Genomic DNA, 21,460 nt, shown 5'->3' with positions numbered 1-21,460 from the left:
GGAAAAAATTTCGTGTCTACGGGCGGGTTTGCAATGGTGTAAAACAAAAGTTTATTGTTGACAACAATTCGTCAATTTGATTTCATGCGCAAGGTGTAAAATTGCGCCTAACTATTCAAAATAACGAAATAATTTTAGTTTGAATAAAGTTTTATTGTAGTTGTATTTGTTTTATTTTACGTAAAAACCGCGAGGGAGGACCGGATGGAGAAGAGAAAGTTCAGGAAGGTAATGGCTGCCAACCGTGGTGAGATTGCGATCCGCATTTTCCGTGCCTGCACGGAGCTCGGCATCAGCACGGTGGCCATCTATTCGGAGGAGGACAAGTTGTCGCTCCACCGCTACAAGGCTGATGAGGCCTACCAGGTGGGGAAGGGGAAGAGCCCCATCGACGCCTACCTCGGCATCGACGAAATTATTGCCATTGCCAAGCACCATGACGTGGACGCCATCCATCCCGGCTACGGTTTCCTTTCGGAGAACGCGGAGTTCGCCGAAAAGTGCGAAGGGGCGGGAATAGCCTTCATCGGACCAACGGCAGAAATGCAGCGGGCCCTGGGCGACAAGGTCTCGGCCAGAAAAGTTGCCATGGCTGCCGGCGTCACCACCGTTCCCGGCACCGAGGAGCCCATTGGGCATGAGGAAGAGGCCCTCATCTTCGCCAAGAACTACGGCTACCCCATCATCATCAAGGCGGCGGCCGGTGGAGGCGGACGGGGGATGCGGGTGGCCCGCACCAAGAAGGAGCTCCTTGAGGGGATCGTGGCTGCCCGCAGCGAGGCCAAGGCGGCCTTCGGCAACCCGGCGGTTTTCCTGGAGCGCTACCTGGAGAATCCGAAGCACATCGAAGTCCAGGTCCTTGGCGACATGCATGGCAACCTGGTCCACTTTTTCGAACGGGACTGCTCCATCCAGCGCCGCCACCAGAAAGTGGTGGAGTTTGCGCCTTCCCTCTGTCTGAGCCAGGAAACCCGCGAAGCGATTTGCGCCGCGGCCCTGAAGATCGCCGGCCAGGTCGGCTACCGCAACGCCGGCACCGTGGAGTTCCTCCTGGACCAGGAGGGGAACTTCTACTTCATCGAGATGAATCCGCGCATCCAAGTGGAGCACACGGTGACCGAGATGATCACCGGCCGCAACCTGGTGCAGGCACAGATCCTTATTGCCGAGGGGAAGAAGCTGTCCGACGCCCCCATCAACATCCCGAACCAGGCCGCCATCGACATGCGGGGGTACGCCATCCAGTGCCGGATCACCACTGAGGATCCGAACAACAACTTCGCTCCCGACTTCGGCACCATCACCACCTACCGCTCATCGGCCGGCTTCGGCGTGCGGCTCGATGCGGGGAACGCCTTCACCGGCTCGGTGATTACACCCCACTATGATTCGCTGCTGGTGAAGGTCACCTCATGGGGGCTCACCTTCGAAGAGGCGGCCCACATCATGGACCGTTCGCTCCAGGAGTTCCGGGTCCGGGGGGTCAAGACCAACATCGGCTTCCTGGAGAACGTCATCACCCACCCGGTATTCCTGGGGGGCACGTGCGACACCTCTTTCATCGAGAAGCACCCGGAGCTTCTCCAGATTGTCGAGAAGAAGGACCGGGCGACGAAGGTCCTCAGCTTCCTTGGCGATGTCATCGTCAACGGCTCGCCGGGAATCACCAAGCCTCTCAAGTCGGCGGAACTCATGGAGGCCCGGGTGCCGGAGGTGGATCTCACCCAGCCCCGCCCCGCCGGGAGCCGCGACCTTCTCATGAAACTCGGCGCCGAAGGGCTCTCCAAGTGGATCCTGGAGCAGAAGAGGCTCCTCCTCACCGACACCACCATGCGGGATGCCCACCAGTCTAACCTGGCCACCCGGGTCCGCACCTATGATCTTCTGAAGATCGCCGAGCCTACCTCGTTCCTGGGGGCAGGGCTCTTCTCCCTGGAGTGCTGGGGGGGCGCCACCTTCGACGTCTCCATGCGCTTCCTGAAGGAGGACCCGTGGCAGCGGCTCCACAAGCTCTCCGAGGCGATCCCCAACATCCTCTTCCAGATGCTTCTGCGGGGATCCAACGCCGTGGGCTACACCAATTACCCGGACAACGTGGTGCAGCGCTTCGTGGAGGAGGCGGCCTCCTCCGGCGTCGACATCTTCCGGGTCTTCGATTCCCTCAACTGGACCCGCGGCATGGCCGTGGCCATGGAAGCGGTGCGCAAGAGCGGCAAGATCTGCGAGGCTGCCATCTGCTACACCGGCGACATCACCGACCCGACCCGGGACAAGTATCCGCTGGAATACTACGTGAGCATGGCCAAGGAGTTGGAGCGGATGGGTGCCCACATCCTCGCCATCAAGGACATGGCGGGGCTCCTTAAGCCGTTTGCAGCGTACAAGCTCGTCAAGGCCCTCAAGGAGAACATCGGCATCCCGGTCCATCTCCACACCCACGACACCTCATCCAACGGCAGCGCCACGCTCCTCATGGCCTGCCAGGCAGGGGTCGACATTGTCGACGCGGCCCTGTCGTCCCTGTCGGGGCTCACGGCCCAGCCGAACCTGAACGCCCTCGTGGCGGCCCTGAAAGGGACCGAGTGGGACACCCAGTTGGACGAGGAGGGGCTCCAGAAGCTGGCCAACTACTGGGAGACGGTGCGCGACTACTACGCCCCCTTCGAGTCGGGGCTCAAGAACGGCACCGCCGAGGTCTACCACCACGAGATTCCTGGCGGCCAATACTCCAACTACAAGCCCCAGGTGGCGGGGCTCGGGCTCCTGGACCGCTGGGAGGAGTGCAAGGAGATGTACCACAAGGTGAACCTCCTCTTCGGCGACATCGTGAAGGTTACCCCGTCGTCCAAGGTGGTGGGGGACATGGCCATGTTCCTGGTCAAGAACAACCTGGACGTGCAGGATGTCTTCACCCAGGGTAGCGAGCTCGCCTTCCCCGAGTCGGTCGTCGGCATGTTCAAGGGGATGCTGGGCCAGCCCTACCAGGGGTGGCCCCAGGAACTCCAGAAAATCGTCCTGAAGGGTGAGGAGCCCATCACCTGCCGCCCTGGCGAGCTTCTGGAGCCGGTTGACTTTGACGAGGAGCGGCTCAAGGTGGAGGAGAAGGTCGGCCACCCCGTGGACGACAAGTCCCTCATGAGCTACATCCTCTACCCCCATGTCTACCCGGAGTTCCACAAACACCGCCATGAGTACTCCGATACCTCGGTCATCCCGACCCCCATCTTCTTCTACGGCCTGGAGCCGGGGCAGGAGACCTCCATCGAGATCGAACCGGGCAAGACCCTCATCCTCAAGCTGAACGCCATCGGCAAGGTCCACCCCGATGGCACTCGGCACATCTTCTTCGAGCTGAACGGCAACGCCCGGAGTGTGGTGGTCCGCGACCAGTCGGTCCAGACCGACGAGGCGGTGCGGGAGAAGGCCGACAAGGGGAACGCGAAGCATGTCGGCGCTCCCATGCCGGGGAAGGTGCTGAAGCTCAACGTCAAGGCCGGCGACGAGGTCAAGGCGGGAGACGTCCTCATGGTCACCGAGGCCATGAAGATGGAGACTAACATCAAGGCCAAGGAGGACGGCACCGTTGCCGAGGTGAAGTTCAAGGAAGGCGACAAGGTGGAGAAGGAAGACCTTCTCATCGTCATGGCGTAACGAAGGCTGCACTGCTGCTGTGAAAGGAAAAGCGGGCACTCCGGAGGGGGTGCCCGCTTTTTTTTGAGCCCGGGAAGGCGCAAGGGCACTGCGTCTCAAGGCGTCTTGACGTCATAACGTTATGATGTTACCGTGAAGATGATAGCAGGCAGGAGGATGATACATGGCAACGACATCACAGGCGAAGCGGGCGACGGTCTATCTTGATCCCATGCTTCACCGTGCCCTGAAGATCAAGGCTCTGGAGACTTCGCGCAGCATCTCGGACCTCATAAACGAGTCGGTACGGCATTCCCTGGAAGAAGACCGGCTCGACCTTGCCGCCTTCGAGGAACGGGTCGCCGAATCGGTTGTATCCTTCGAGGAGGTCCTCAAGGAACTCAAGCAGCATGGCCGCATATAGGATCGTCCTCAAGAAATCGGCGGCCAAGGAGCTGGAGGCGATTCCGAAGCGGGATCTGGCGAAGGTCGTCGAACGAATCCAGTCGCTGGCCGTGGAGCCCCGGCCCCCGGGCGTTGAGAAGCTCTCAGCCCAGGAGCGATACCGTGTTCGCCAGGGGGATTATCGGATAGTTTACTCCATCGAGGACGACATCCTGACGGTGTGCGTGGTGAAGGTCGGCCATCGGCGGGAAGTGTACCGGTGACGAGGAGATTCCGAGAGCCAAACTGCTCGCGGCGGCATAGAAAGCCAGCAAGAAAAACACTCGAAACCGTCACGGTAACGTGGTATTAAGGGGGAGCCGCCAGAGAGGCGGTTCCCCCTTTTCGATGACGGTTTTACAACTCCGCGAACATACGGGGACTATTCCCAATTTATGGCAAGGAAGGAGAAGCACTCGTGTCCAAGAAACCGGAAGTAACCTTCAAGTACATCTTCACCTACGACTACAACCCGGTCTACGTGAACGGCGCCCACGGCGGCGTCTCTCCCCGGGGCGATCTGGTCGTCAATTTCTACCTGGAGCGGCCGCCGCTCCCCAACGAGATCACCCACGAGGTGAACCCCAACGGCACCATCGGCGCCGAAACCGGCGTGGAGCCCGAGGATTTCGCCCAGAGCCTTGTCCGGTTCATCCCCGCGGGGGTAGTGCTCAACTACCAGACCGCCCGGGAGCTCCACCACTGGCTTGGCGAGAAGGTTCGCGAGCTGGAAACCCTGGAGCAGCACAAGGCAGCCCTGCGCGCAGCGGCCCAGCAGCCGGCCGGTGGCGAGGGAGTGCAGCACTGATCTCGCCGTAACCTTTTACTTAAGTTAGTGGTTGAAACAGAAAAGCCTGCCGGATATCCGGCAGGCTTTTCTGCGTCTGGAAGGGTTCTCGTTACTTCTGGCTCGCCGCCAGGGCTTGGTCCACGTCGGCGATGATGTCGTCGATGTGCTCGATGCCCACGGAGAGACGGATGAGGTCGGGCGTGACGCCAGAGGCGGTCTGCTGCTCGAGTGTCAGCTGGCGGTGGGTGGTGCTGGCCGGGTGGAGGACGCAGCTGCGGGCATCCCCCACGTGAACCACGAGGGCCACGAGCCTGCACGCCTCCATGAACTTCTTGCCGGCCTCGGCGCCCCCCTTGATGCCGAAGGTGAGGACGCCACTGCACCCCAGCGGCAGGTACTTCTGTGCCCGGTTGTGGCTGGCGTGGCTCTTCAGCCCCGGATACTTGACCCAGCTGACCGACGGGTGGCTTTCCAGGAACTGGGCCAGGGCCAGGGCGTTGTCGCTGTGGCGCTGCATCCGGAGCGGCAGGGTCTGGAGGCCGTTGGTGAAGAGGAATGAGTTGAAGGGGCTCGGCGTGGTCCCGATGTCGCGCATGAGCTGGACCCGGGCCTTGATGATGTAGGCCAGGTTGCCGAAGGTCTTCACGTACTGAAGGCCGTGGTAGGAGGAATCGGGCTCGGTCAGCTCGGGGAAGCGGCCGTTGCCCCAGTCGAAGTTCCCGCCGTCCACGATGACGCCGCCGACGCTCGTAGCGAGGCCGTCGATGTACTTCGTGGCCGAATGGACCACCACGTTGGCGCCGTGCTCGAAGGGACGGCAGAGGTAGGGGGTGGCGAAGGTGCTGTCGATGATCAGCGGTACCCCTTTCTCTGTGGCAACGGCGGAGAATTTCTCGAAGTCCAAGACGTTCAGCCCCGGGTTGCCGATGGTCTCGGCGAAGAGGGCCTTGGTGTTGGGGCGGAAGGCGGCGAGGATCTCGTCAGCCGGGGCCTCCGGGTCCACGAAGGTCACCTCGATCCCCATCTTGGGAAGCGTGCAGGCGAAGAGGTTGTAGGTGCCGCCGTAGAGGGTGCTGGCGGTCACGAAGTGCTGGCCCGCCTGGCAGATGTTGAAGATGGAGAGGGTTGTGGCCGCTTGGCCGGCGGAGGTGGCCAGGGCGCCCACGCCCCCCTCCATCATGGCCAGCTTCTGCTCGAAGGCGTCGGTGGTGGGGTTCCCCAGACGGGTATAGAAAAAGCCGGGCTCCTCCAGGTCAAAGAGCTTCGTCACGTGGTCGGCACTGTCGTACTTGAAGGTGGTGCTCTGACAGATGGTGACAACGCGGGGGTCGCCTGCCTTGGGGCTGTACCCCCCTGGATGGCCTGGGTCTCGATTTTTCACGAACTGCTCATGGCGGTCTCCTTTCAACGGTAATGAGGCCGCGATGATAACAGAGAAAAGCCGCACATGGAACGGGGGATTAATGAAGTTCCATCTCCCGCGCTACCTGACCGAGCATCCGGCGGATGGTCCGTTCGTCCACGAAGCTGAAGAGATCCCCCTTGCCGAAATCCACGTCGGTCCAGTCGCGCCAGCTCCGGATGGTGACCGGCACCTCGCTGACCCCGTTCCCCAGGAGCCCGTACAGGATCTGCTCCTGCCCGCCGGCCCGGCGGGGATGCTCCGTTTTGCGAAGATCGAAGTAGACGGCCTGGTCGAACTGGTCTGTGGTGAGATAGATCATGACGCACCTCCCGGTTGTGTGATGATGACAGTAAAACCGATTGGTGCGACACAATAAGTCGTATATTTGATAAACAGTCCCCTCCCCCCTGGCGGGGGAGGGTCAGGGTGGGGGGGAGCTAGCCATGAAATCAACAGAGTTGCAGCTTCACCCACCCCCTAACCCCCTCCCGTCAAGGGAGGGGGAAAACTTGCGTCTTTTTCCGATGGCTTTCACCACGAACGGGAAGACCGTGTTGACCACGATCCGGTACCCTTCGGCCGTGGGATGGATGCCGTCGTCCTGGTTCAGGTTGGCGCGACCAGCCACCCCCTCCAGGAAGAAGGGGACGAGGATAAGGTCATGGCGTCTGGCCACGGCGGGGTAGACGGCCGAGAAGGCGCCGGTGTAGTCGCGCCCCAGGTTCGTGACCATCTTCATCCCTCCCAGGACCACCGTCACGTTACGTTCCTTGAGGATGCGGACCATCTCGTCCAGGTTCTTCTCCGTCACCTTCGGGTCGATCCCCCGGAGGCCGTCGTTGGCGCCGGTCACCAGGATGACGATGTCCGGCTTCAGGGTCAGGACCCAGTTCATGCGGGAAAGGGCGCCGCTGCTCGTCTCGCCGCTGATCCCCGCGTTCACCACCCGCCAGGGGTGGCCGGCCTCCCGCAGCCGCCGCTCCAGTTGCGCCGGGTAGGCGTCGGCCTCGTCAAGGCCGTAGCCGGCGGTGAGGCTGTCCCCCACGGCAACGATGATTCCTTCCTCTGCCGGTGCCGCTTGCTGCTTCGTCGCCGGCTGTCGTGATGTATCCTGACGGTCGCACCCCGCGAGAGCCACCACCGTAAAGACAACCATCACACTTCTCCATAGATTCACGATAACCCCCCGTATTCCGTTTTCATTCCTCCGCCTGCTCCCGCAGGAAGACCACCGGCTTCTTCCGGATGATGGAGAGGGACGCTCCGAGTCCCACGGCCACCACCAGCGCCACCGTGGCCGCCACCAGGGCGATGCTCTCGACGGGGAAGGGATGCCAGGAGACGTCCAGGACCCGGGTGCAGACGATCCAGCTGGCCGTCTGGGCGAGCCCCAGGGCCAGGAGGCCGCTCACGCCGCCGATGATCAGGTTCTCCAGGGCGAAGACCGAGAGGACGAACCGCCCCCGGGCCCCGAGGATGGTGAAATAGACCGCCTCCCGCAGGCGGGCCTGCCGGGTGGCGATGATGGAGCTGACGATGATGAGGGCGCCGGCCACCACGCTGAAGAGGGTGAAGAAGCGGACGATGACCGAGAGCCGCCCCATGACCCGGGCAAAGACCGCCACGGTCTCGGTCAGGTCGAAGATGCTCACGTTGGGGAAGCGGGCCGCGATCCGGTTCTGGAGCGGGGCGATGCCGTGTTTCTCCACCCGCACGGCGGTGAAGAGGGTCTGGGGGGCATCCCTGAGCACCTCAGGCGGGAAGACGAAGTAGAAGTAGGGCTGCACCGCGGCCCGGGTCCGGGTCCGGATGCTTGATATTTTCGCCTCCACCGGCACCCCCTGGATGCGGAAGGTGATGACGTCCCCCACCTGCATGGGGCTCATCTCCACCACCGTGTCCAGGACCGACACCTGGACCCCGCGCCAGTCGGGGCGGAAGAGGCTTTTCCCCGCGATGATCCGCTCGTCCTCCAGGAGGGTGTCCCGGTAGGTGAGGTTGAATTCCCTTGAGAGGTTGTCCCCCCGCTTGCGGCGCTCCGCTTCCCGGTCGATGGCCTGGCCGTTGATGGCCGTCACGGTCCCCCGGATGATGGCGTGGAAGAAGGCCGGCATCCCGAGGGCGCGGCTGAAGGCGTCCTTCTGCCCCGGCTGGATGTCGATGAAGAAGAGGTTGGGGGCGTCGGCGGGGTAGGAACGGATGAAGGAGGCATCCAGGTTCCGCTCAACCAGGGTTATGGCAAAGATCACCGCCAGGGCCGCCGTGAGGGTGACGATGATGGGGCGGGTGGCGCTCCTGGGGCGAAAGAGCCCCCGCAGAGCCTGCCGCGCCGCGAGCCGCCGGGGGCGCGCCTTCCGCAGCAGCCGCAGGACCGCCTCGGTACCGGCCAGGGAAAGGAGGATGAGCCCCGCCACCCCCAGGACGAAGTAGAGGCCGCTCTTCAGCTCCTCCACCTTCCAGAGGACCATGGCCAGGAAGAAGAGGACCACGCCCCCCGCCGTCACCCACACCGGCCGGCTCCGGGCCGTCGGCTCCTCCTCCTTGCCGAAGATGGCGTGGGGTTTCACCTCCCGCAGCTGCCAGAGGGGGAGAAGGGTGAAGAGGGTCACCGTCAGGAAGCCGAGGACGAGCCCCTCCGCCACCGCCGGGGCCGCGATGCGGAACTCCACGGTGGCCGGCAGGAGCCCCCGGAAAAGCTCCGGCAGCACCCCCTGGAGGAGAAAGCTCGCCCCGATACCCAGGGCCGTCCCCGCCGCCCCCAGCACCGACGCCACCGCCACGTAGTGCGCCACCAGGAACCGTCCCGTGGCCCCCAGGGCCTTCATGACGGCGATGGATTCCCGCTGCTCGGCCAGGTAGGCGGCCAGGGAACTCTGGATGCCGATGCCGGCCAGGAGCAGGGTGAAGATGCCGATCAGGTTCAGGAAGAAGAGGAAGTTGTCGAAGAAGCGCTTCACCCTCGATTCGGCGGTGCGGTAGGTGTTGACCCGCTCCCGGTCCCCCAGGGAGGATTTCCGCAACTCCGAGGCGATCCGGTCGGTATCTTTTGGGTTCGCAACCTTCAGGAGGATGGTGTGGTTCACCCGGCTCCCCTGGCCCACAAGGCCAAGAGAGGGGAGGTCGGCGGCGGCCACGAAGAGGCGGGGCCCCAGGGAGAAGACGTCCACGGGCCGGTCCGGCTCCTGGGTCACCAGATCCCGCACCGTGAGGGTGGCGTCACCCAGCCGGAGCCGATCCCCCACCCGGAGGCCGAGCCGGTCCAGGAGGGTCTGCTCCGCGATGACGCTCCCCGGTGCCAGCACCTGCCGGAAGGGGCGCCCCGAAGCCAGCGCCACCGCGCCGTAGAAGGGGTAGCCCGGCTCCACCGCCTTGATGTGGGCCAGAAGGGAGTCCTCCCGCGTCTCCGGGCGCACGATGGAGTAGAACTCCTGGATGCGGGCGCTCTCGGCCCGCCCCGTGCCGACGATCCGCTCCACCGCCGCCGTGAGCCCCGGCGACAGGGGGGAGTGGGACTTCACGATCACGTCCCCCCCGTGGAGCGCCCGGGCGTCCCGCAGCATGGAGGTGTGGACGCTGCGGCCGAAGCCGGCCAGGGAGACGAGGGTGACGATGGAGAGGGCAACGCAGAGGACGAAGATGGCCGACTGGCGGCGGGAGGTGGCGAGCTGGCGGCGGAGGAGGCGGCCGTGGAGCGTCATGGGGAGACGATCCGGCCGTCGTGGAGCCGCACCACCCGGTCGGCGGTGCGGGCGATCTCGGGGCTGTGGGTGACGAGAACGAGCGTGGTCCGCCGCTCCCGGTGCAGCTCCAGGAGGATATCGAGAATCCCCCGGCCGTTCACCGAATCGAGGTTCCCCGTGGGTTCATCGGCGAAGATGATGCGCGGGTCGTTCACCAGGGCGCGGCAGATGGCGCAGCGCTGCCTCTCGCCCCCGGAGAGCTGGTGGGGGAGGCTCGCGGCCCGCCCCGTGAGCCCCACCCGGGCCAGGAGCGCCTCGGCCTTCTCCCGGGCGGCCCCGTCCCCCCGCAGCTCCGCCGGGAACATGACGTTCTCCATGGTCGACAGGGACGGCACCAGGTGGAACGACTGGAACACGAAGCCGAAGGTTTCGTTGCGCAGGGGGGCCAGGTCGTCCTCGGAAAGGTCGGTGATATCACGCCCCTCGATGATGACCCGGCCCGCGTCGGGACGGTCGAGCCCTGACAGGAGCGAGAGGAGAGTGCTCTTGCCGCTGCCGCTCTCCCCTTCGATGACGAGGAACTCCCCCGGCTCCACGGCCAGGGAGACGCTGTCGAGGACCTGGATGCGGCGGTCGCCGACGGTGTAGGTTTTGGATAGGGTGCGGGCTTCGATGATCATGGCTCTTTCATCATAACAGCAGGGGGGGCGGGGGGCAACCGCGCTAACTTACCTCCTTGCCAGCCTCCTTCTGCCACACAGGAAGACGACATAAACTGGATTGTAAATAGTACGCTAGAAGGGTATAGTTAGGCATGCTCTTTGTCGAAACCTCTCTCTTCACCAAACTGTTGCCTGGGTACCTTACGGATGACGAATACCGGGAGTTTCAGGCATTCGTTGCCGAGACCCCGGATGCAGGGGACGTAATCAGGGGTTCCGGTGGTATCCGCAAGATTCGATGGGCGGCCAAAGGCAAGGGCAAGCGCGGAGGAGTCAGGATCATTTACTCCTGGCAACGGGCAGACAGTCACATCTATCTGATAACCCTCTACGCCAAGAACGAGATGGAAGACCTTTCTCCTGCAGAGATCGCGGCACTCAAGAATATGGTGGAGGCATGGAACAGATGAAAAAGCGCAATCTTTTTGAAGAGCTGACGCAGGGCATCGAGGAGATCAACCAGTTTCGGGCGGGCAAGGTCACCTTGAAAACCTATCGGGTGGAGAAGGTGCCAAAAGTTGAGGTAACACCGGAACTCATCAAGGAGACACGGGAACGTCTGAACCTGTCCCGCGCCGTTTTCGCCCATGAACTTCACATCTCTCCCCGGACCCTGGAGAAGTGGGAACAGGGACGTGCCAAGCCAAACGATCAGGCAGCTACCCTTATCCTTCTTGTCCGGAAGTATCCGGACACCCTGGAGCGTCTGAAGAAGCTGGCGGCTTAACGATGTAGACCTACCCATTACAGGCTGTCGATGTCCATTGCCTTTAATTTCTGTTCCCGTGCGGCCTTTAGCAACTTCCCATCTTCGGACACGAGAATCGGTTCTCCAGCGTCAAGGCGAGCAAACATTCCTCGCTTCAAAGTTATCAGCTGTAGAGCGTCGGAAAGGTCAATTTTGTGACTCGCCGCGATTCTTTCAGCTTCATTGAACGTTGCTCTGTCCGCTAACGGTATTTCGTCGAGTTGGATAATGCCGTCTTCTACCATTGCGCAAAGGTCTTGGCAGGCTGAGAAGTATTGCTCGCTGGAAATATGGTCTGGTCGTTTTTGGTTGGCCCATTTACATTTCAGGACGCCAAGCGCCTCGTAGAAGCAAAAAGTCGTACTGGCGCATACAACCCCAGTCTGGAAAAAATAGTTCCTCAGTTGATTAGACCGGGACTCTTCGATCACAAGTTTTACAAGACAATTTGCGTCAAGGTAATGAAGTTTGATCATTTTTCCCTCACGTATTTCACCTATCCGTCCGTTCTCTTCACTCAGGTTCAAAACGAACCGTACCTCGCCACCAACTCCCGCGCCACCGCGAAAATCCCGATGCCGGTCGGGCAGACCGCATCGCAGCGCCCGCAGATGAAGCAGCTGATCTCCCCCCACCGCTCGGGGTCGGCGGCAAGCTTGTGATGGATGCGGCGGCGGGTGCGGAGGGCCTCGGTGCCGAGGGGGTTGTGGCCGCTGGCCTCGCGCATGAAGCCGTCCAGCTGGCAGGAGTCCCACATCCGGCTCCGTTCCACCCGCTCGGCGTAGCGCCAGTCCTGGACGCCGAAGCAGGTGCAGGTGGGGCAGGCCAGGTTGCAGCCGGTGCAGGCGATGCAACGGTCGCCAATCTCGGCCCAGAAGGTGTCGGGAACGCGGTCGGTCCGAATCAGTTCAGAAGCCCGGCGGATAAGGTCCTCGTTTACGTCCACCAGTGCCGCCGATTCCTCCCGTATCCGCTCCAGCGCCCCATCGGGGGCGAGCTCAGGCAATCCAGCGACAATCGCCTCGCCAGCCACAGTGTAGGGAACGACCAGCCACCGGGCGCGATCCGCCACCAGCTCCAGGTCGCAGTCGCCGCCGGCGCAGGGTATCAGGGAGCCCCCCGGGCCGCAATGGCCGGAGACGCCGACGATCACCGCTCCCTGGCGGCGGCGGAAGTAGATATCGTCCCGCCAGCCGTCGGCAAAGAACCGGTCGATAAAGCGGAGGCAGGCGAGGTCGCGGTGGGTGAAACCGGCAACCAGGAGCGGTTTTTCCGGAGCCGGGGGGGTGGATACCGTTCCGTCGGCGGCGGTGAACACTCCCCCCTCGTGGGGGAAGAAGGCCGCAGTCGGCTTCCCCGGCAGCGGGCCGCCGTGGAGGGCCAGGGGGCCGTCGCCGGGATGGCCGAGGGTTCGGGTCCCGTCGGGGAGGAGGATGGGGAGGCGGACCTCGTGGGTCGCTTCCAGGGATGCGAAGAAGCGGGCGAGCTGTTCGGGGGAAAGGTATTTCATGGCGCCCTCCGGACCCGCACTGCGCAGACCTTGAATTCGGGGATGGAGGATTCGGGGTCGAGGACGTTGTTGGTGAGGGCGTTGGCTGCCCCTTCGGCAAAATGGAACGGCATGAAGACCACGCCGGGAACCACCATCTCCGTCACCCGCGCCTGGGCCTGCACCTCGCCCCGCCGGCTCGCCACCAGCACCTGGTCCCGCTCCCGCACCCCGAGGCGGGCGGCGTCGTCCGGGTTGATCTCCACGAAGGAGCGTCGCTCCTCCCGGTCCAGGAGGTGGGTCCGCCGGGTCATGGTGCCGGTGTGCCAGTGGAAGTAGGTGCGGCCGGTGGTGAGCACGAAGGGGTAGTCGTCGTCGGGAAGCTCTGACGGAGGCCGGTAGGGGGCCGGGCTGAACCGCCCCGGGCCCCGGGTGAAACGGCCCACGTGCAGGATCGGGGTGCCGGGATGACTGCGGTCGGGGCAGGGCCACTGGAGGCCGTGGGGATCGAGGCGGTCGTAGCCGATGCCGCCGTAGATGGGGGTGAGGGAGGTGATCTCGTCCATGACTGCCGATGGGTCGTGATAGCGCATCCCGCCGTATCCGGCGCGCTCCGCCAGGGCGCGGATGATCTCCCAGTCGGCGCGGGCCTCTCCCGGCGGCTCCACCGCCTTTCTCACCCGCTGCACCCGCCGCTCGGTGTTGGTGAAGGTCCCCTCCTTCTCGGCGAAGCAGGCGGCCGGGAGCACCACGTGGGCAAGGGCGGCGGTCTCGGTGAGGAAGATATCCTGTACCGCCAGGAAATCGAGGCTCTCCAGCGCCCGCCGCGCATGCCCCTGGTCCGGGTCGGAGAGGGTCGGGTTTTCCCCCAGGATGAACATCCCCTTGAGCCCTCCCTCGGCGGCGGCGTCCATGGCCCTGGTGAGGGGAAGCCCCGGCTTTTCCGGAAGCGCTTCCACTCCCCAGGCGCGGGCGAACTTCTCCCGGACCGCCGGGTCGGCCACCTTCTGGTAGCCGGTGAGGACGTCGGGGAGCGCCCCCATGTCGCACCCACCCTGGACGTTGTTCTGCCCCCGCAGGGGATTGACGCCGGTGCCGGGACGCCCCAGGTTGCCGGTCAGCATGGCCAGCGCGGCGCAGCAGCGGACGTTGTCGACGCCGTGGCTGTGCTGGGTGATCCCCATGGAGTAGACGATCATCGCCGTCTTTGCCGAAGCGAAGAGCCGCGCGGCGGCGACAATCTCCCCCGGGTCCAGGCCGGTGACGGCGGCGGCCCGCTCTGGGGTCCAGTCGGCCACCGCAGCCGCCAGGGCAGGGTAGTTCTCGCAGCGGGACGCGATGAACTCCCGGTCCTCAAGCCCTTCGGCGATGATGACCTGCATCATAGCGTTGAGGAGCGCCACGTCGCTCCCGTTCCGATGGCGCAGGTGCAGCTCGGCATGGCGGGCGAGGCGGATGCGGCGGTTGTCGGCGACGATGAGTCGCGCGCCGCTCCGGGCGGCCTTCAGGATGCGGGAACCGATGAGGGGGTGCTGCTCGGTGGTGTTGGAGCCGATGACCAGGATCACCTCGGCCTGATCGACACAGTCGATGGAGTTGGTCATGGCCCCGGAGCCGAAGGTCTCGGCCAGCCCCACCACGGTGGAAGAGTGGCAGAGCCGGGCGCAGTGGTCGATGTTGTTGGTGCCGAACACCCCCCGCGCCAGCTTCATCAGCAGGTAGTTCTCCTCGTTGGTGGCCTTGGCCGAAGAGGCGAACATGATGGAATCCGCCCCGTGGCGCCCCTGGATCTCCCGCAGGCGCTCCGCCACCAGGCCCAGGGCCTCGTCCCAGGAGGCGGGGCGCAACTCTCCGTCACGGCGGACCAAGGGGGTTGTCAGGCGGTCCGGGTGATGGACGAAGGCGAAGGCGTTCCACCCCTTGATGCAGAGCCCGCCGCGGGCTACCGGATGGGTCACGCTCGGTTCGACCCCGACGAGGCGCCCGCCGTCGCTGACGAGGTAGAACATGCAGCCGGTGCCGCAGTAGGGGCAGACGGTGAGAGTACGCTTCATAACGCACCTTTGAGATTTTCGATTTCATTCAGCCAGAACACTGGTCCGTCCTGGCAGCAGTAGAGGTGCTCGATGGCACAGTGGCCGCATTTCCCCACGCCGCAGCGCATGTGGCGCTCCAGGGAGACCACGATCCGATCGGAGCCGAGCCCCTTCTTCCGCAGTTCCTCCACCACGGCCCGGTACATCACCGGCGGGCCCACCAGCACCGCCACGGTCCGGGCGGGATCGAACTCCAGGGGTGGGATGAGGGAGGTGACCAGGCCGACCCCGCCGCTGTAGCAATCCCCCTCCGTGATCCGGTCCACCGTGCGGCTGCAGGCAAAGCGGGCCGACGCCTCCCACGCGGCCAGATCATCCTTGAAGAGGGTATCCGCCGGGCTCTTGGCCCCGTAGAGGATGGTGAGAGCGCCGAACTCCTCCGGACGGTCCTCGCAATACTGGATCAGCGACCGCATCGGCGCCAGTCCGCAGCCGCCCGAGACCAGGAGCAGGTCTTTCCCCCGGAGCCGCGGCAGATCGAAGGGGCGGCCAAAGGGGCCGCGGATGCCGATGACATCCCCCACCTTCAGTTCATGCATGGCGGCAGTGAGAGTGCCGGCCCGCCGCACCCCCATCTCGAACCAGCCGTTGCGGGTCGGCGACGACGCCACCGAGAGGGGGGCCTCCCCCCACCCCAGGAGGGATACCTGTACGAACTGGCCCGGGAGATGGCTGAGGGGCTTCCCATCGGTAAGACGGAGGCGGAAGAGTTTCTCGTGGGGGGTCAGGTCGCTGACCGCGATGATCTCGCAGTCGACCGGCAGGTAGAGGGAGGGGGGAGCGGGATGTGGTGATGATGGGTGCATAGCGGGCATATCCGGAACTCCGGCCATGGTAAGAAAATCAGCCCGTCACGGGCCGGTGATTTCCTCCACCGGCAGAATCTGCTTGAAGTGGCGAACTGTCAGAACGGCAATCTCAGCCGATCCCAACCGGTAGATAATCCGGTAATTGCCGAAGACGAGCTCGCGGAGATCACGCCGCCTGACCTCGGGGACCAGACGGCCGCTTTCGGGAAAGAGGGCCGTCGGCCAGACCTTGTCAAAGACGGCCTTTACCCACTGTTCCGCTGCGGCCGGGTTGTCCTGGGCGATGTAGCCAGCAATCTCCTCTACCCGATCGACGGCCAGTGGCGACCAGACGACCTTCATTGGGCGATTCGCCCGAGGATGTGGGAGAGAGCTTCGTCATGGGGAATTCCCTGTCCGTCGTCTACCTGACGTTCGGCGCACTGAAGTTCCTCCAGGAGGTCAAGGCGCTCCATGAGCCCCTCGTATTCCGCCACGTCCATGAGCACCGCAGCGCTCTTGCCACGATGGGTGATGACCATGGGACGCCGCGTACGGTGAACCTGCTGGATGAACGATGCGGCATTGGCGCGGAACTCGGAGAGGGGTTTGATGTCCTGATCGATATTGAGGCGCGGCATCGGAATGCTCCTTTTTTGTACTGAATAGCTTACGTTTAACCATACAATAAAACGTCAGGTTAAACAACCGCACGAGAAGAAAAGGGGAGCCGTTGCTGGCTCCCCTTCTGAAAAAAGTGCTACTCCCCGACGCAAGGAACGCGCTTTACCGTTACCGAACCGCGCCAGCACGTCGCCGGTTTCCTGACCCTCCATGGTCCGATTGCCAAGCAAAACCGAATGGCCGCTCCAAGTATACCGATCCATCCCGTCCATATGTGTATCGGTGATGGCTGGAAAGGCATTCCCGGCATTTTCCCGTGAGAAGGGAGCGACGCAGCTCTTGACAATGGCTTTTGTCCCGTTCATGGTCAGGGCATCATCGGAAGGAGGAGGATCATTCCATGGACTACCAGGTAGGAACCCCGGGGCGCATCGTGGTGGCCCGGTTCAATCACGGCGAGGACGTCCTGGCCGGACTCGAGGAAATCGCCCGCACTGAGGGACTCCGCGCCGCCGCCTTCCACCTCGTGGGGGCACTCAAGGGGGGGCGCTACGTGGTGGGGCCGGAGGCGGAGGAGTTGCCGCCGGTACCGGTCTGGAGGCATCTCGCCGAAAGCCACGAGGCGGTGGGGTTCGGCACCATTTTCTGGGAGGGGGACCGGCCGAAGGTCCACTTCCACGGCGCCTATGGCAAGGGGGACACGGTCCGGGTCGGCTGCCTGCGGGAGGCCTCCGAGGTGTTTCTGGTCCTCGAAGCGGTCATCACCGAGATCACCGGGGTCACGGCCATTCGGGAGCTGGACCCCGCATCGGGGATGGTGCTGCTGAAGCTGTGAGTTGCACAAATATTTTGAAGGGGCGAAAACCATGCTAAGACACCTCATGAGCTACACGGTCCTGATACCGGCATCCCTTATACTGGGGCTGGCGCCGTTCCCCTTTGCCCCGGAGCCCCACCTGGTTGAGAAGTCGCGGATGTTCATGGCCGGCACCCTGACGAGCCCCGTCGACATCTTTGATGTGGTCTGGCATGCGTGGCCCCTGGCGCTCCTCGGCTTCAAGGCTGGGCGCGACCTGGGGGAGCGCATGCTCGGCAAAAGGGAGGAACCATGAAAAAGAGGGCATCCTCCGACGCGCCGCTGGTCTGGTCGTCGGAGCACGGGAGGGTCTGTCCGGGGTGCGGCAAACCGATGTCGGGGTGCGTCTGCAAAAAGAAGCAAACACCTTCGGCCGGCGACGGCATCGTCCGGGTCCGCCGCGAGTCCAAGGGGCGCGGCGGAAAGACCGTGACGGTGGTGACCGGCGTTCCCCTGGGGAGTGACGGGATCACGGCGCTGGCCGGTGATCTCAAGCGTCGCTGCGGCACCGGGGGGACGGTGAAGGAGGGGAACATCGAGATCCAGGGGGATCATGCGGATCTCCTGGTGGCGGAGCTGGCGAAGCGGGGCTACACCGTGAAGCGGGCGGGTGGCTAGCATGAGGCGCTGGCTCGTGCTCGCGGCGGGAACCCTGGCGGTCTTCGGGGCCCTGGGGCTGGCCCGCTTCGGCTACTCGGTGGTGCTGCCGGCCATGCAGGCGGGGCTCTCGCTCGACAACACCGGGGCCGGCATGCTGGCCACGGCCAACCTGGCCGGTTACCTGGCCCTCTCCGCCGTGGGCGGGGCCCTGGCGGCCCGCTTCGGGCCGCGGGTGGTGATCGCCCTGGGGCTTGCCGTGGCCGGCGGCGGCATGTGTCTCACCGGCACTGCCGACGGATTCGCCACGGCCGCCCTCTGGCGCTGCCTGACCGGCCTGGGGAGCGGCGCCGCCAACGTGGCGGTCATGGGGATGTGGGCCGGCTGGTTCCCTCCCCACCGGCGGGGGCTCGCCTCGGGCATCGCAGTCACCGGGTCGTCCCTGGCGCTTATCACCGCCGGGCCCCTGGTGCCCCGGATCATTGCCTCCTTCGGGGCAACGGGGTGGCGGGTTTCCTGGTACGTCTTCGGGGCGGCGACGCTCGTGATCGCCCTCCTCTGCCTCATGGTCATCCGCAGTGGTCACCCGGCAGAGGGGGTGAACCTGGGGACCGCCTACGGGGCGCCGTCACCGGCTCCCGCCGGAGGCCTCCGGTGGGGGCTCGTCTACCGCTCCGGGGCCGTCTGGCACCTGGGGCTCGTCTACATCGCCTTCGGCTTCTCCTACATCATCTACATGACCTTCTTCGTCAAGCGCCTCGTGGCCGAGGGGGGCTACAGCCGGGAAGCCGCCGGCTCCCTCTTCATGGCCATGGGGTGGGCGAGCCTCGTCTGCGGGCTCCTCTGGGGGGCGGTTTCGGACCGGATCGGCCGTCGGGGGGCCCTGGTCATCGTCTCCCTGATCCACACGGTCTCCTTCGCCCTCTTTGCCCTTCTCCCAACCCCTGCCGGCTTCACCGCTTCCGCCATCCTCTTCGGCATCTCCGCCTGGAGCATCCCCGCCATCATGGCCGCCGCCTGCGGCGACATCCTCGGCCCGCGCCTGGCGCCGGCGGCCCTCGGCTTCATCACCCTCTTCCTCGGGGTGGGGCAGGTGCTTGGCCCGGCAGTGGCCGGAGCCATGGCCGATGGGGCCGGCTCCTTCGCGCCGGCGTTCCTGCTGGCGGCGGCAGTGGCATTCCTGGGGGCCCTGGGGGCGGCGACCCTGCGGCCGGCGCCGCTTTCCCCTCGTGAGGAGGGCGCACCATGAACACCTGCCGCATCGGCATAGACCTGGGGGGAACCAAGATCGAGGCGGTACTCCTCGGTCCCGGGGGCGAGGTGCTTTTCCGGCGGCGGATTCCGTCTCCGGCCGGCATGGGATACGAAGCGGTCGTCGCCACCGTGGGGGGGCTGGCCCGCGAGGCGGCAGGCCGGGTTCCGGATGGAGCCCCTTGGACCGTAGGCATTGGCATTCCCGGTTCCGTCGACGCGGTCACGGGGCTCGTCCGCAATGCCAACTCCACCTGCCTCATCGGCAAGCCGCTCCAGCGCGACCTGGAGTCTCACCTGGGGCGCCCCGTTGCGCTGCGAAACGACGCTGACTGTTTCACCATGGCCGAGTGCCGGATGGGGGCAGGGCAGGGGTACGGCCTCGTCTTCGGCGTCATCATGGGGACCGGCTGCGGCGGCGGGATCTGTATTGACGGCGAGGTGCGCGAGGGGCCCCACCGGATTGCCGGCGAGTGGGGGCACCTTTCGGTTGATCCCGCCGGTGCCCCCTGCTACTGCGGCAACCGGGGGTGCGTGGAGACGAAGATCAGCGGCTCCGGCGTGGAGCGGGCCTTTCTCGCCGGCCATGGCGAACGGCTCACCATGGAGGAGATCGTCCGGCTGGCCCGCACGGGAGAACCCCGCTGCGCCGGCGCCTTCGACCGGTTCCTGGACGACTTCGGCCGCTGCCTCGGGGGGCTCGTCTCCATCCTCGACCCCGATGCCGTGGTCCTTGGCGGCGGGCTTTCCAATATTGAAGAACTCTATACCGTCGGCGTCGAGCGAGTGCGCCGGTATGCATTCCACGATGCGCTGCGGACGCCGATCCTCAGGAACCTGCTGGGTGATTCGGCCGGGGTCTTCGGTGCCGCGTGGATCGGGAGGTGACACCATGAAACGTATCTGCGTCTTCTGCGGCTCCAGCCCGGGGAGGAACCCGGCCTATCGGGACGCCGCGGAGGCATTGGGCCGGCTCCTGGCCCGGGAAGGGATAGGTCTCGTCTACGGCGGGTCGAGCGTCGGTCTCATGACGGCCGTCGCCGACGCGGCCCTGGCGGGCGGCGGCGAGGTCATCGGCGTCATCCCCCATTCTCTGGAGGTGAAGGAGATCGCCCACCCGGGGCTCTCGGCGATCCACGTGGTGGGCTCCATGCACGAGCGCAAAGCCCTCATGGTCGAACTGGCCGACGGCTTCGTCGCCCTTCCCGGCGGCATGGGAACCTTCGACGAGTTCTTTGAAGTGGTCACCTGGGCCCAGCTCGGCATCCACGTCAAACCATGCGGCCTTCTGAATGTTGGGGGGTACTACGACCGGCTGACCGCGTTTCTCGACCACGCCGTGGCCGAGCGGTTTGTGAAGGGAGAGCACCGGGAGATGATCGTCGTGGAAGAGAAGCCCGAGGAGCTGCTGGAGCGCTTCCGCGCCTACCGGTCGCCGGTGGTGGAGAGGTGGCTTGACCTGGGAGGTGTCTGATCTCTCCGGTTCTTGCTCTGCGTCAACAGCAGGGGAAAACTGCATTCGGAATCAGAGCCTGGCCGGAAATCTTTCAATATGCCTGAACGGGATGTTGGCCAGTGGCGGTTTTTTATCTAATTAAGGCAGTTACGGCAATAGTGTTTTTGATGCATGGAGAGGGTAAAAGACTTAATGGGTTGTTGGCCGGGTCTGATCAATAACGAGTTATGCTAATAAGGAAGAGAGAAAATGAAGGAAGAAATCCTCATAGGTTTAGGCGGAATTATTTTGTCTGGATTGACATATTTTGCCGGGGTTAAAAGGACCGAGAAAAAGTATCTTCAGACAGAAAGGCAAACTAGGATTCAAAGCGTTCTTGAAAAATACCTGCAGTTTCTTAGAACAAACACAACTGGCGGCTTTGATGGGCTTCAAAAATCAGGAATAGCTACGCTTGCTTCCAATGATGAAATATTTGAATTGATAGACCTAATTGTGAAACATGGAAAAGGTCATCCCTTTGGAAGTTATTCCGAAATGCTAAAGTCAGAAGATTTGAAGGCACTATTTGATTATTCTGTAAGAAATAATGTCAATTTTTTCCGAACGCCACTTGAAGAAGTTATAGAAAAATACAAATCCGCATAACCAGGGGGTGGTGCTGGATGCCGCAAAAGACGCGGCACCGCACACCCCCTGAACCGTTAAGCGTTTCTGCGCGCGAGGGTATTCATTATGAGACACCGAAGTTTGACACTTTGCAGGACACAACTGTCGCACAATCAGCAAGTTAGCTGATTTGGCCTCCGGTTTTTTACACTACAACGTCCTTAAGCTGGCTTGGAATCGGCTTGACTCCCAGCTTTTGCAGTAGCTCCTTCTGT

The 21,460-nt window shown here is 63.8% G+C and carries 25 protein-coding genes; 13 read left to right on the top strand and 12 right to left on the bottom strand.

The genetic code is table 11. The annotated features are described in order from the left end of the window. Window positions 1-204 precede the first annotated feature (204 nt). The 4 genes from RCH91_RS20355 (at window position 205) to RCH91_RS20340 (ending at window position 4,882) form a co-directional block, all read left to right on the top strand. Window positions 205-3,651, top strand: a complete 3,447-nt coding sequence (locus RCH91_RS20355) for a pyruvate carboxylase (RefSeq protein ID WP_306537131.1) — start codon at window positions 205-207, stop codon at window positions 3,649-3,651. Window positions 3,652-3,814: 163 nt separating this feature from the next. After that, the gene (locus RCH91_RS20350) at window positions 3,815-4,054 is read left to right on the top strand and encodes a CopG family transcriptional regulator (RefSeq protein ID WP_306537129.1); all 240 of its coding nucleotides are present in this window, start codon (window positions 3,815-3,817) and stop codon (window positions 4,052-4,054) included. Beyond that, window positions 4,041-4,298, top strand: coding sequence for a type II toxin-antitoxin system RelE/ParE family toxin (locus RCH91_RS20345; RefSeq protein WP_306537127.1), 258 nt, complete (start codon window positions 4,041-4,043; stop codon window positions 4,296-4,298). The genes RCH91_RS20350 and RCH91_RS20345 overlap by 14 nt, the downstream gene beginning before the upstream one ends. Before the next feature lie 194 nt (window positions 4,299-4,492). Continuing rightward, complete coding sequence (locus RCH91_RS20340; protein WP_306537125.1) at window positions 4,493-4,882, top strand: hypothetical protein; 390 nt, start codon at window positions 4,493-4,495, stop codon at window positions 4,880-4,882. Between the two features lie 91 nt (window positions 4,883-4,973). On the opposite strand, the gene RCH91_RS20335 is transcribed toward RCH91_RS20340, so the two are convergent. The 5 genes from RCH91_RS20335 to RCH91_RS20315 all read right to left on the bottom strand — a co-directional run bounded on the left by RCH91_RS20335 (window position 4,974) and on the right by RCH91_RS20315 (window position 10,629). Beyond that, window positions 4,974-6,245 carry an O-acetylhomoserine aminocarboxypropyltransferase/cysteine synthase family protein gene (locus RCH91_RS20335; protein ID WP_306537123.1) on the bottom strand — a complete coding sequence of 424 codons (1,272 nt, stop codon included), beginning with the start codon at window positions 6,243-6,245 and terminating at the stop codon, window positions 4,974-4,976. 79 nt (window positions 6,246-6,324) lie between these two features. After that, window positions 6,325-6,588 (bottom strand): hypothetical protein, encoded by a 264-nt coding sequence (locus tag RCH91_RS20330; protein WP_306537121.1) that lies wholly within the window; start codon window positions 6,586-6,588, stop codon window positions 6,325-6,327. 147 nt (window positions 6,589-6,735) lie between these two features. Next, complete coding sequence (locus RCH91_RS20325) at window positions 6,736-7,425, bottom strand: arylesterase (protein ID WP_306537120.1); 690 nt, start codon at window positions 7,423-7,425, stop codon at window positions 6,736-6,738. A 43-nt stretch (window positions 7,426-7,468) separates the two neighbouring features. Further along, window positions 7,469-9,967 (bottom strand): ABC transporter permease, encoded by a 2,499-nt coding sequence (locus RCH91_RS20320; protein ID WP_306537118.1) that lies wholly within the window; start codon window positions 9,965-9,967, stop codon window positions 7,469-7,471. Next, entirely contained in the window at window positions 9,964-10,629 is a 666-nt protein-coding gene (locus RCH91_RS20315; RefSeq protein ID WP_306537116.1) for an ABC transporter ATP-binding protein, read from the bottom strand. The genes RCH91_RS20320 and RCH91_RS20315 overlap by 4 nt, the downstream gene beginning before the upstream one ends. A gap of 134 nt (window positions 10,630-10,763) precedes the next feature. On the opposite strand from RCH91_RS20315, the gene RCH91_RS20310 reads away from it, so the two are divergent. Both RCH91_RS20310 and RCH91_RS20305 read left to right on the top strand, forming a co-directional pair. After that, window positions 10,764-11,081, top strand: coding sequence for a type II toxin-antitoxin system RelE/ParE family toxin (locus RCH91_RS20310; protein WP_306537114.1), 318 nt, complete (start codon window positions 10,764-10,766; stop codon window positions 11,079-11,081). Further along, the gene (locus tag RCH91_RS20305; RefSeq protein ID WP_306537113.1) at window positions 11,078-11,398 is read left to right on the top strand and encodes a DNA-binding transcriptional regulator; all 321 of its coding nucleotides are present in this window, start codon (window positions 11,078-11,080) and stop codon (window positions 11,396-11,398) included. Before RCH91_RS20310 ends, RCH91_RS20305 begins: the two co-directional genes overlap by 4 nt. Window positions 11,399-11,415: 17 nt before the next feature. Here the strand turns inward: RCH91_RS20305 and RCH91_RS20300 are convergent, their stop codons facing one another. Genes RCH91_RS20300 through RCH91_RS20270 form a run of 7 tightly spaced genes read right to left on the bottom strand, consistent with a single transcriptional unit; the run spans window position 11,416 to window position 16,781 of the window. Next, on the bottom strand, window positions 11,416-11,895 hold the full coding sequence (locus tag RCH91_RS20300) for a hypothetical protein (protein WP_306537111.1): 480 nt from the start codon (window positions 11,893-11,895) through the stop codon (window positions 11,416-11,418). Window positions 11,896-11,942: 47 nt separating this feature from the next. Then, a complete protein-coding gene (locus RCH91_RS20295) occupies window positions 11,943-12,929 on the bottom strand; it encodes a 4Fe-4S dicluster domain-containing protein (protein ID WP_306537109.1) in 987 nt (328 codons plus the stop codon). Beyond that, window positions 12,926-14,962: a formate dehydrogenase subunit alpha gene (fdhF, locus tag RCH91_RS20290; RefSeq protein WP_306537107.1), complete on the bottom strand. Its 2,037-nt coding sequence runs from the start codon at window positions 14,960-14,962 to the stop codon at window positions 12,926-12,928. Before fdhF ends, RCH91_RS20295 begins: the two co-directional genes overlap by 4 nt. After that, window positions 14,959-15,819, bottom strand: coding sequence for an FAD/NAD(P)-binding protein (locus RCH91_RS20285; RefSeq protein WP_306537105.1), 861 nt, complete (start codon window positions 15,817-15,819; stop codon window positions 14,959-14,961). Before RCH91_RS20285 ends, fdhF begins: the two co-directional genes overlap by 4 nt. Before the next feature lie 36 nt (window positions 15,820-15,855). Further along, window positions 15,856-16,155: a type II toxin-antitoxin system RelE/ParE family toxin gene (locus tag RCH91_RS20280; RefSeq protein ID WP_306537103.1), complete on the bottom strand. Its 300-nt coding sequence runs from the start codon at window positions 16,153-16,155 to the stop codon at window positions 15,856-15,858. Further along, on the bottom strand, window positions 16,152-16,433 hold the full coding sequence (locus tag RCH91_RS20275) for a type II toxin-antitoxin system Phd/YefM family antitoxin (protein ID WP_306537101.1): 282 nt from the start codon (window positions 16,431-16,433) through the stop codon (window positions 16,152-16,154). Before RCH91_RS20275 ends, RCH91_RS20280 begins: the two co-directional genes overlap by 4 nt. 54 nt (window positions 16,434-16,487) lie before the next feature. Next, window positions 16,488-16,781, bottom strand: a complete 294-nt coding sequence (locus RCH91_RS20270) for a hypothetical protein (protein ID WP_306537099.1) — start codon at window positions 16,779-16,781, stop codon at window positions 16,488-16,490. A gap of 35 nt (window positions 16,782-16,816) precedes the next feature. Here RCH91_RS20270 and RCH91_RS20265 point away from each other — a divergent pair, with 35 nt between their 5' ends. From RCH91_RS20265 to RCH91_RS20235, 7 genes are all read left to right on the top strand, one after another. Further along, window positions 16,817-17,251, top strand: a complete 435-nt coding sequence (locus tag RCH91_RS20265; protein ID WP_306537097.1) for a PPC domain-containing DNA-binding protein — start codon at window positions 16,817-16,819, stop codon at window positions 17,249-17,251. 31 nt (window positions 17,252-17,282) lie between these two features. Continuing rightward, on the top strand, window positions 17,283-17,528 hold the full coding sequence (locus tag RCH91_RS20260) for a hypothetical protein (RefSeq protein WP_306537095.1): 246 nt from the start codon (window positions 17,283-17,285) through the stop codon (window positions 17,526-17,528). Further along, complete coding sequence (locus tag RCH91_RS20255; protein WP_306537093.1) at window positions 17,525-17,890, top strand: translation initiation factor Sui1; 366 nt, start codon at window positions 17,525-17,527, stop codon at window positions 17,888-17,890. Before RCH91_RS20260 ends, RCH91_RS20255 begins: the two co-directional genes overlap by 4 nt. Window position 17,891: 1 nt before the next feature. Then, complete coding sequence (locus tag RCH91_RS20250) at window positions 17,892-19,118, top strand: MFS transporter (protein ID WP_306537091.1); 1,227 nt, start codon at window positions 17,892-17,894, stop codon at window positions 19,116-19,118. Further along, window positions 19,115-20,008: an ROK family protein gene (locus tag RCH91_RS20245; RefSeq protein ID WP_306537089.1), complete on the top strand. Its 894-nt coding sequence runs from the start codon at window positions 19,115-19,117 to the stop codon at window positions 20,006-20,008. The genes RCH91_RS20250 and RCH91_RS20245 overlap by 4 nt, the downstream gene beginning before the upstream one ends. 4 nt (window positions 20,009-20,012) lie before the next feature. After that, entirely contained in the window at window positions 20,013-20,594 is a 582-nt protein-coding gene (locus RCH91_RS20240) for a TIGR00730 family Rossman fold protein (RefSeq protein WP_306537088.1), read from the top strand. A 231-nt stretch (window positions 20,595-20,825) separates the two neighbouring features. Next, on the top strand, window positions 20,826-21,224 hold the full coding sequence (locus RCH91_RS20235) for a hypothetical protein (protein WP_306537086.1): 399 nt from the start codon (window positions 20,826-20,828) through the stop codon (window positions 21,222-21,224). The last annotated feature ends 236 nt before the right edge of the window (window positions 21,225-21,460 follow it).

This window comes from Geobacter sp. (assembly GCF_030834625.1).
Classification (GTDB): Bacteria; Desulfobacterota; Desulfuromonadia; order Geobacterales; family Geobacteraceae; genus Geobacter.
The sequence above is the reverse complement of the archived record's forward strand: the minus strand, read 5'-3'. Positions and strand labels throughout refer to the sequence as shown.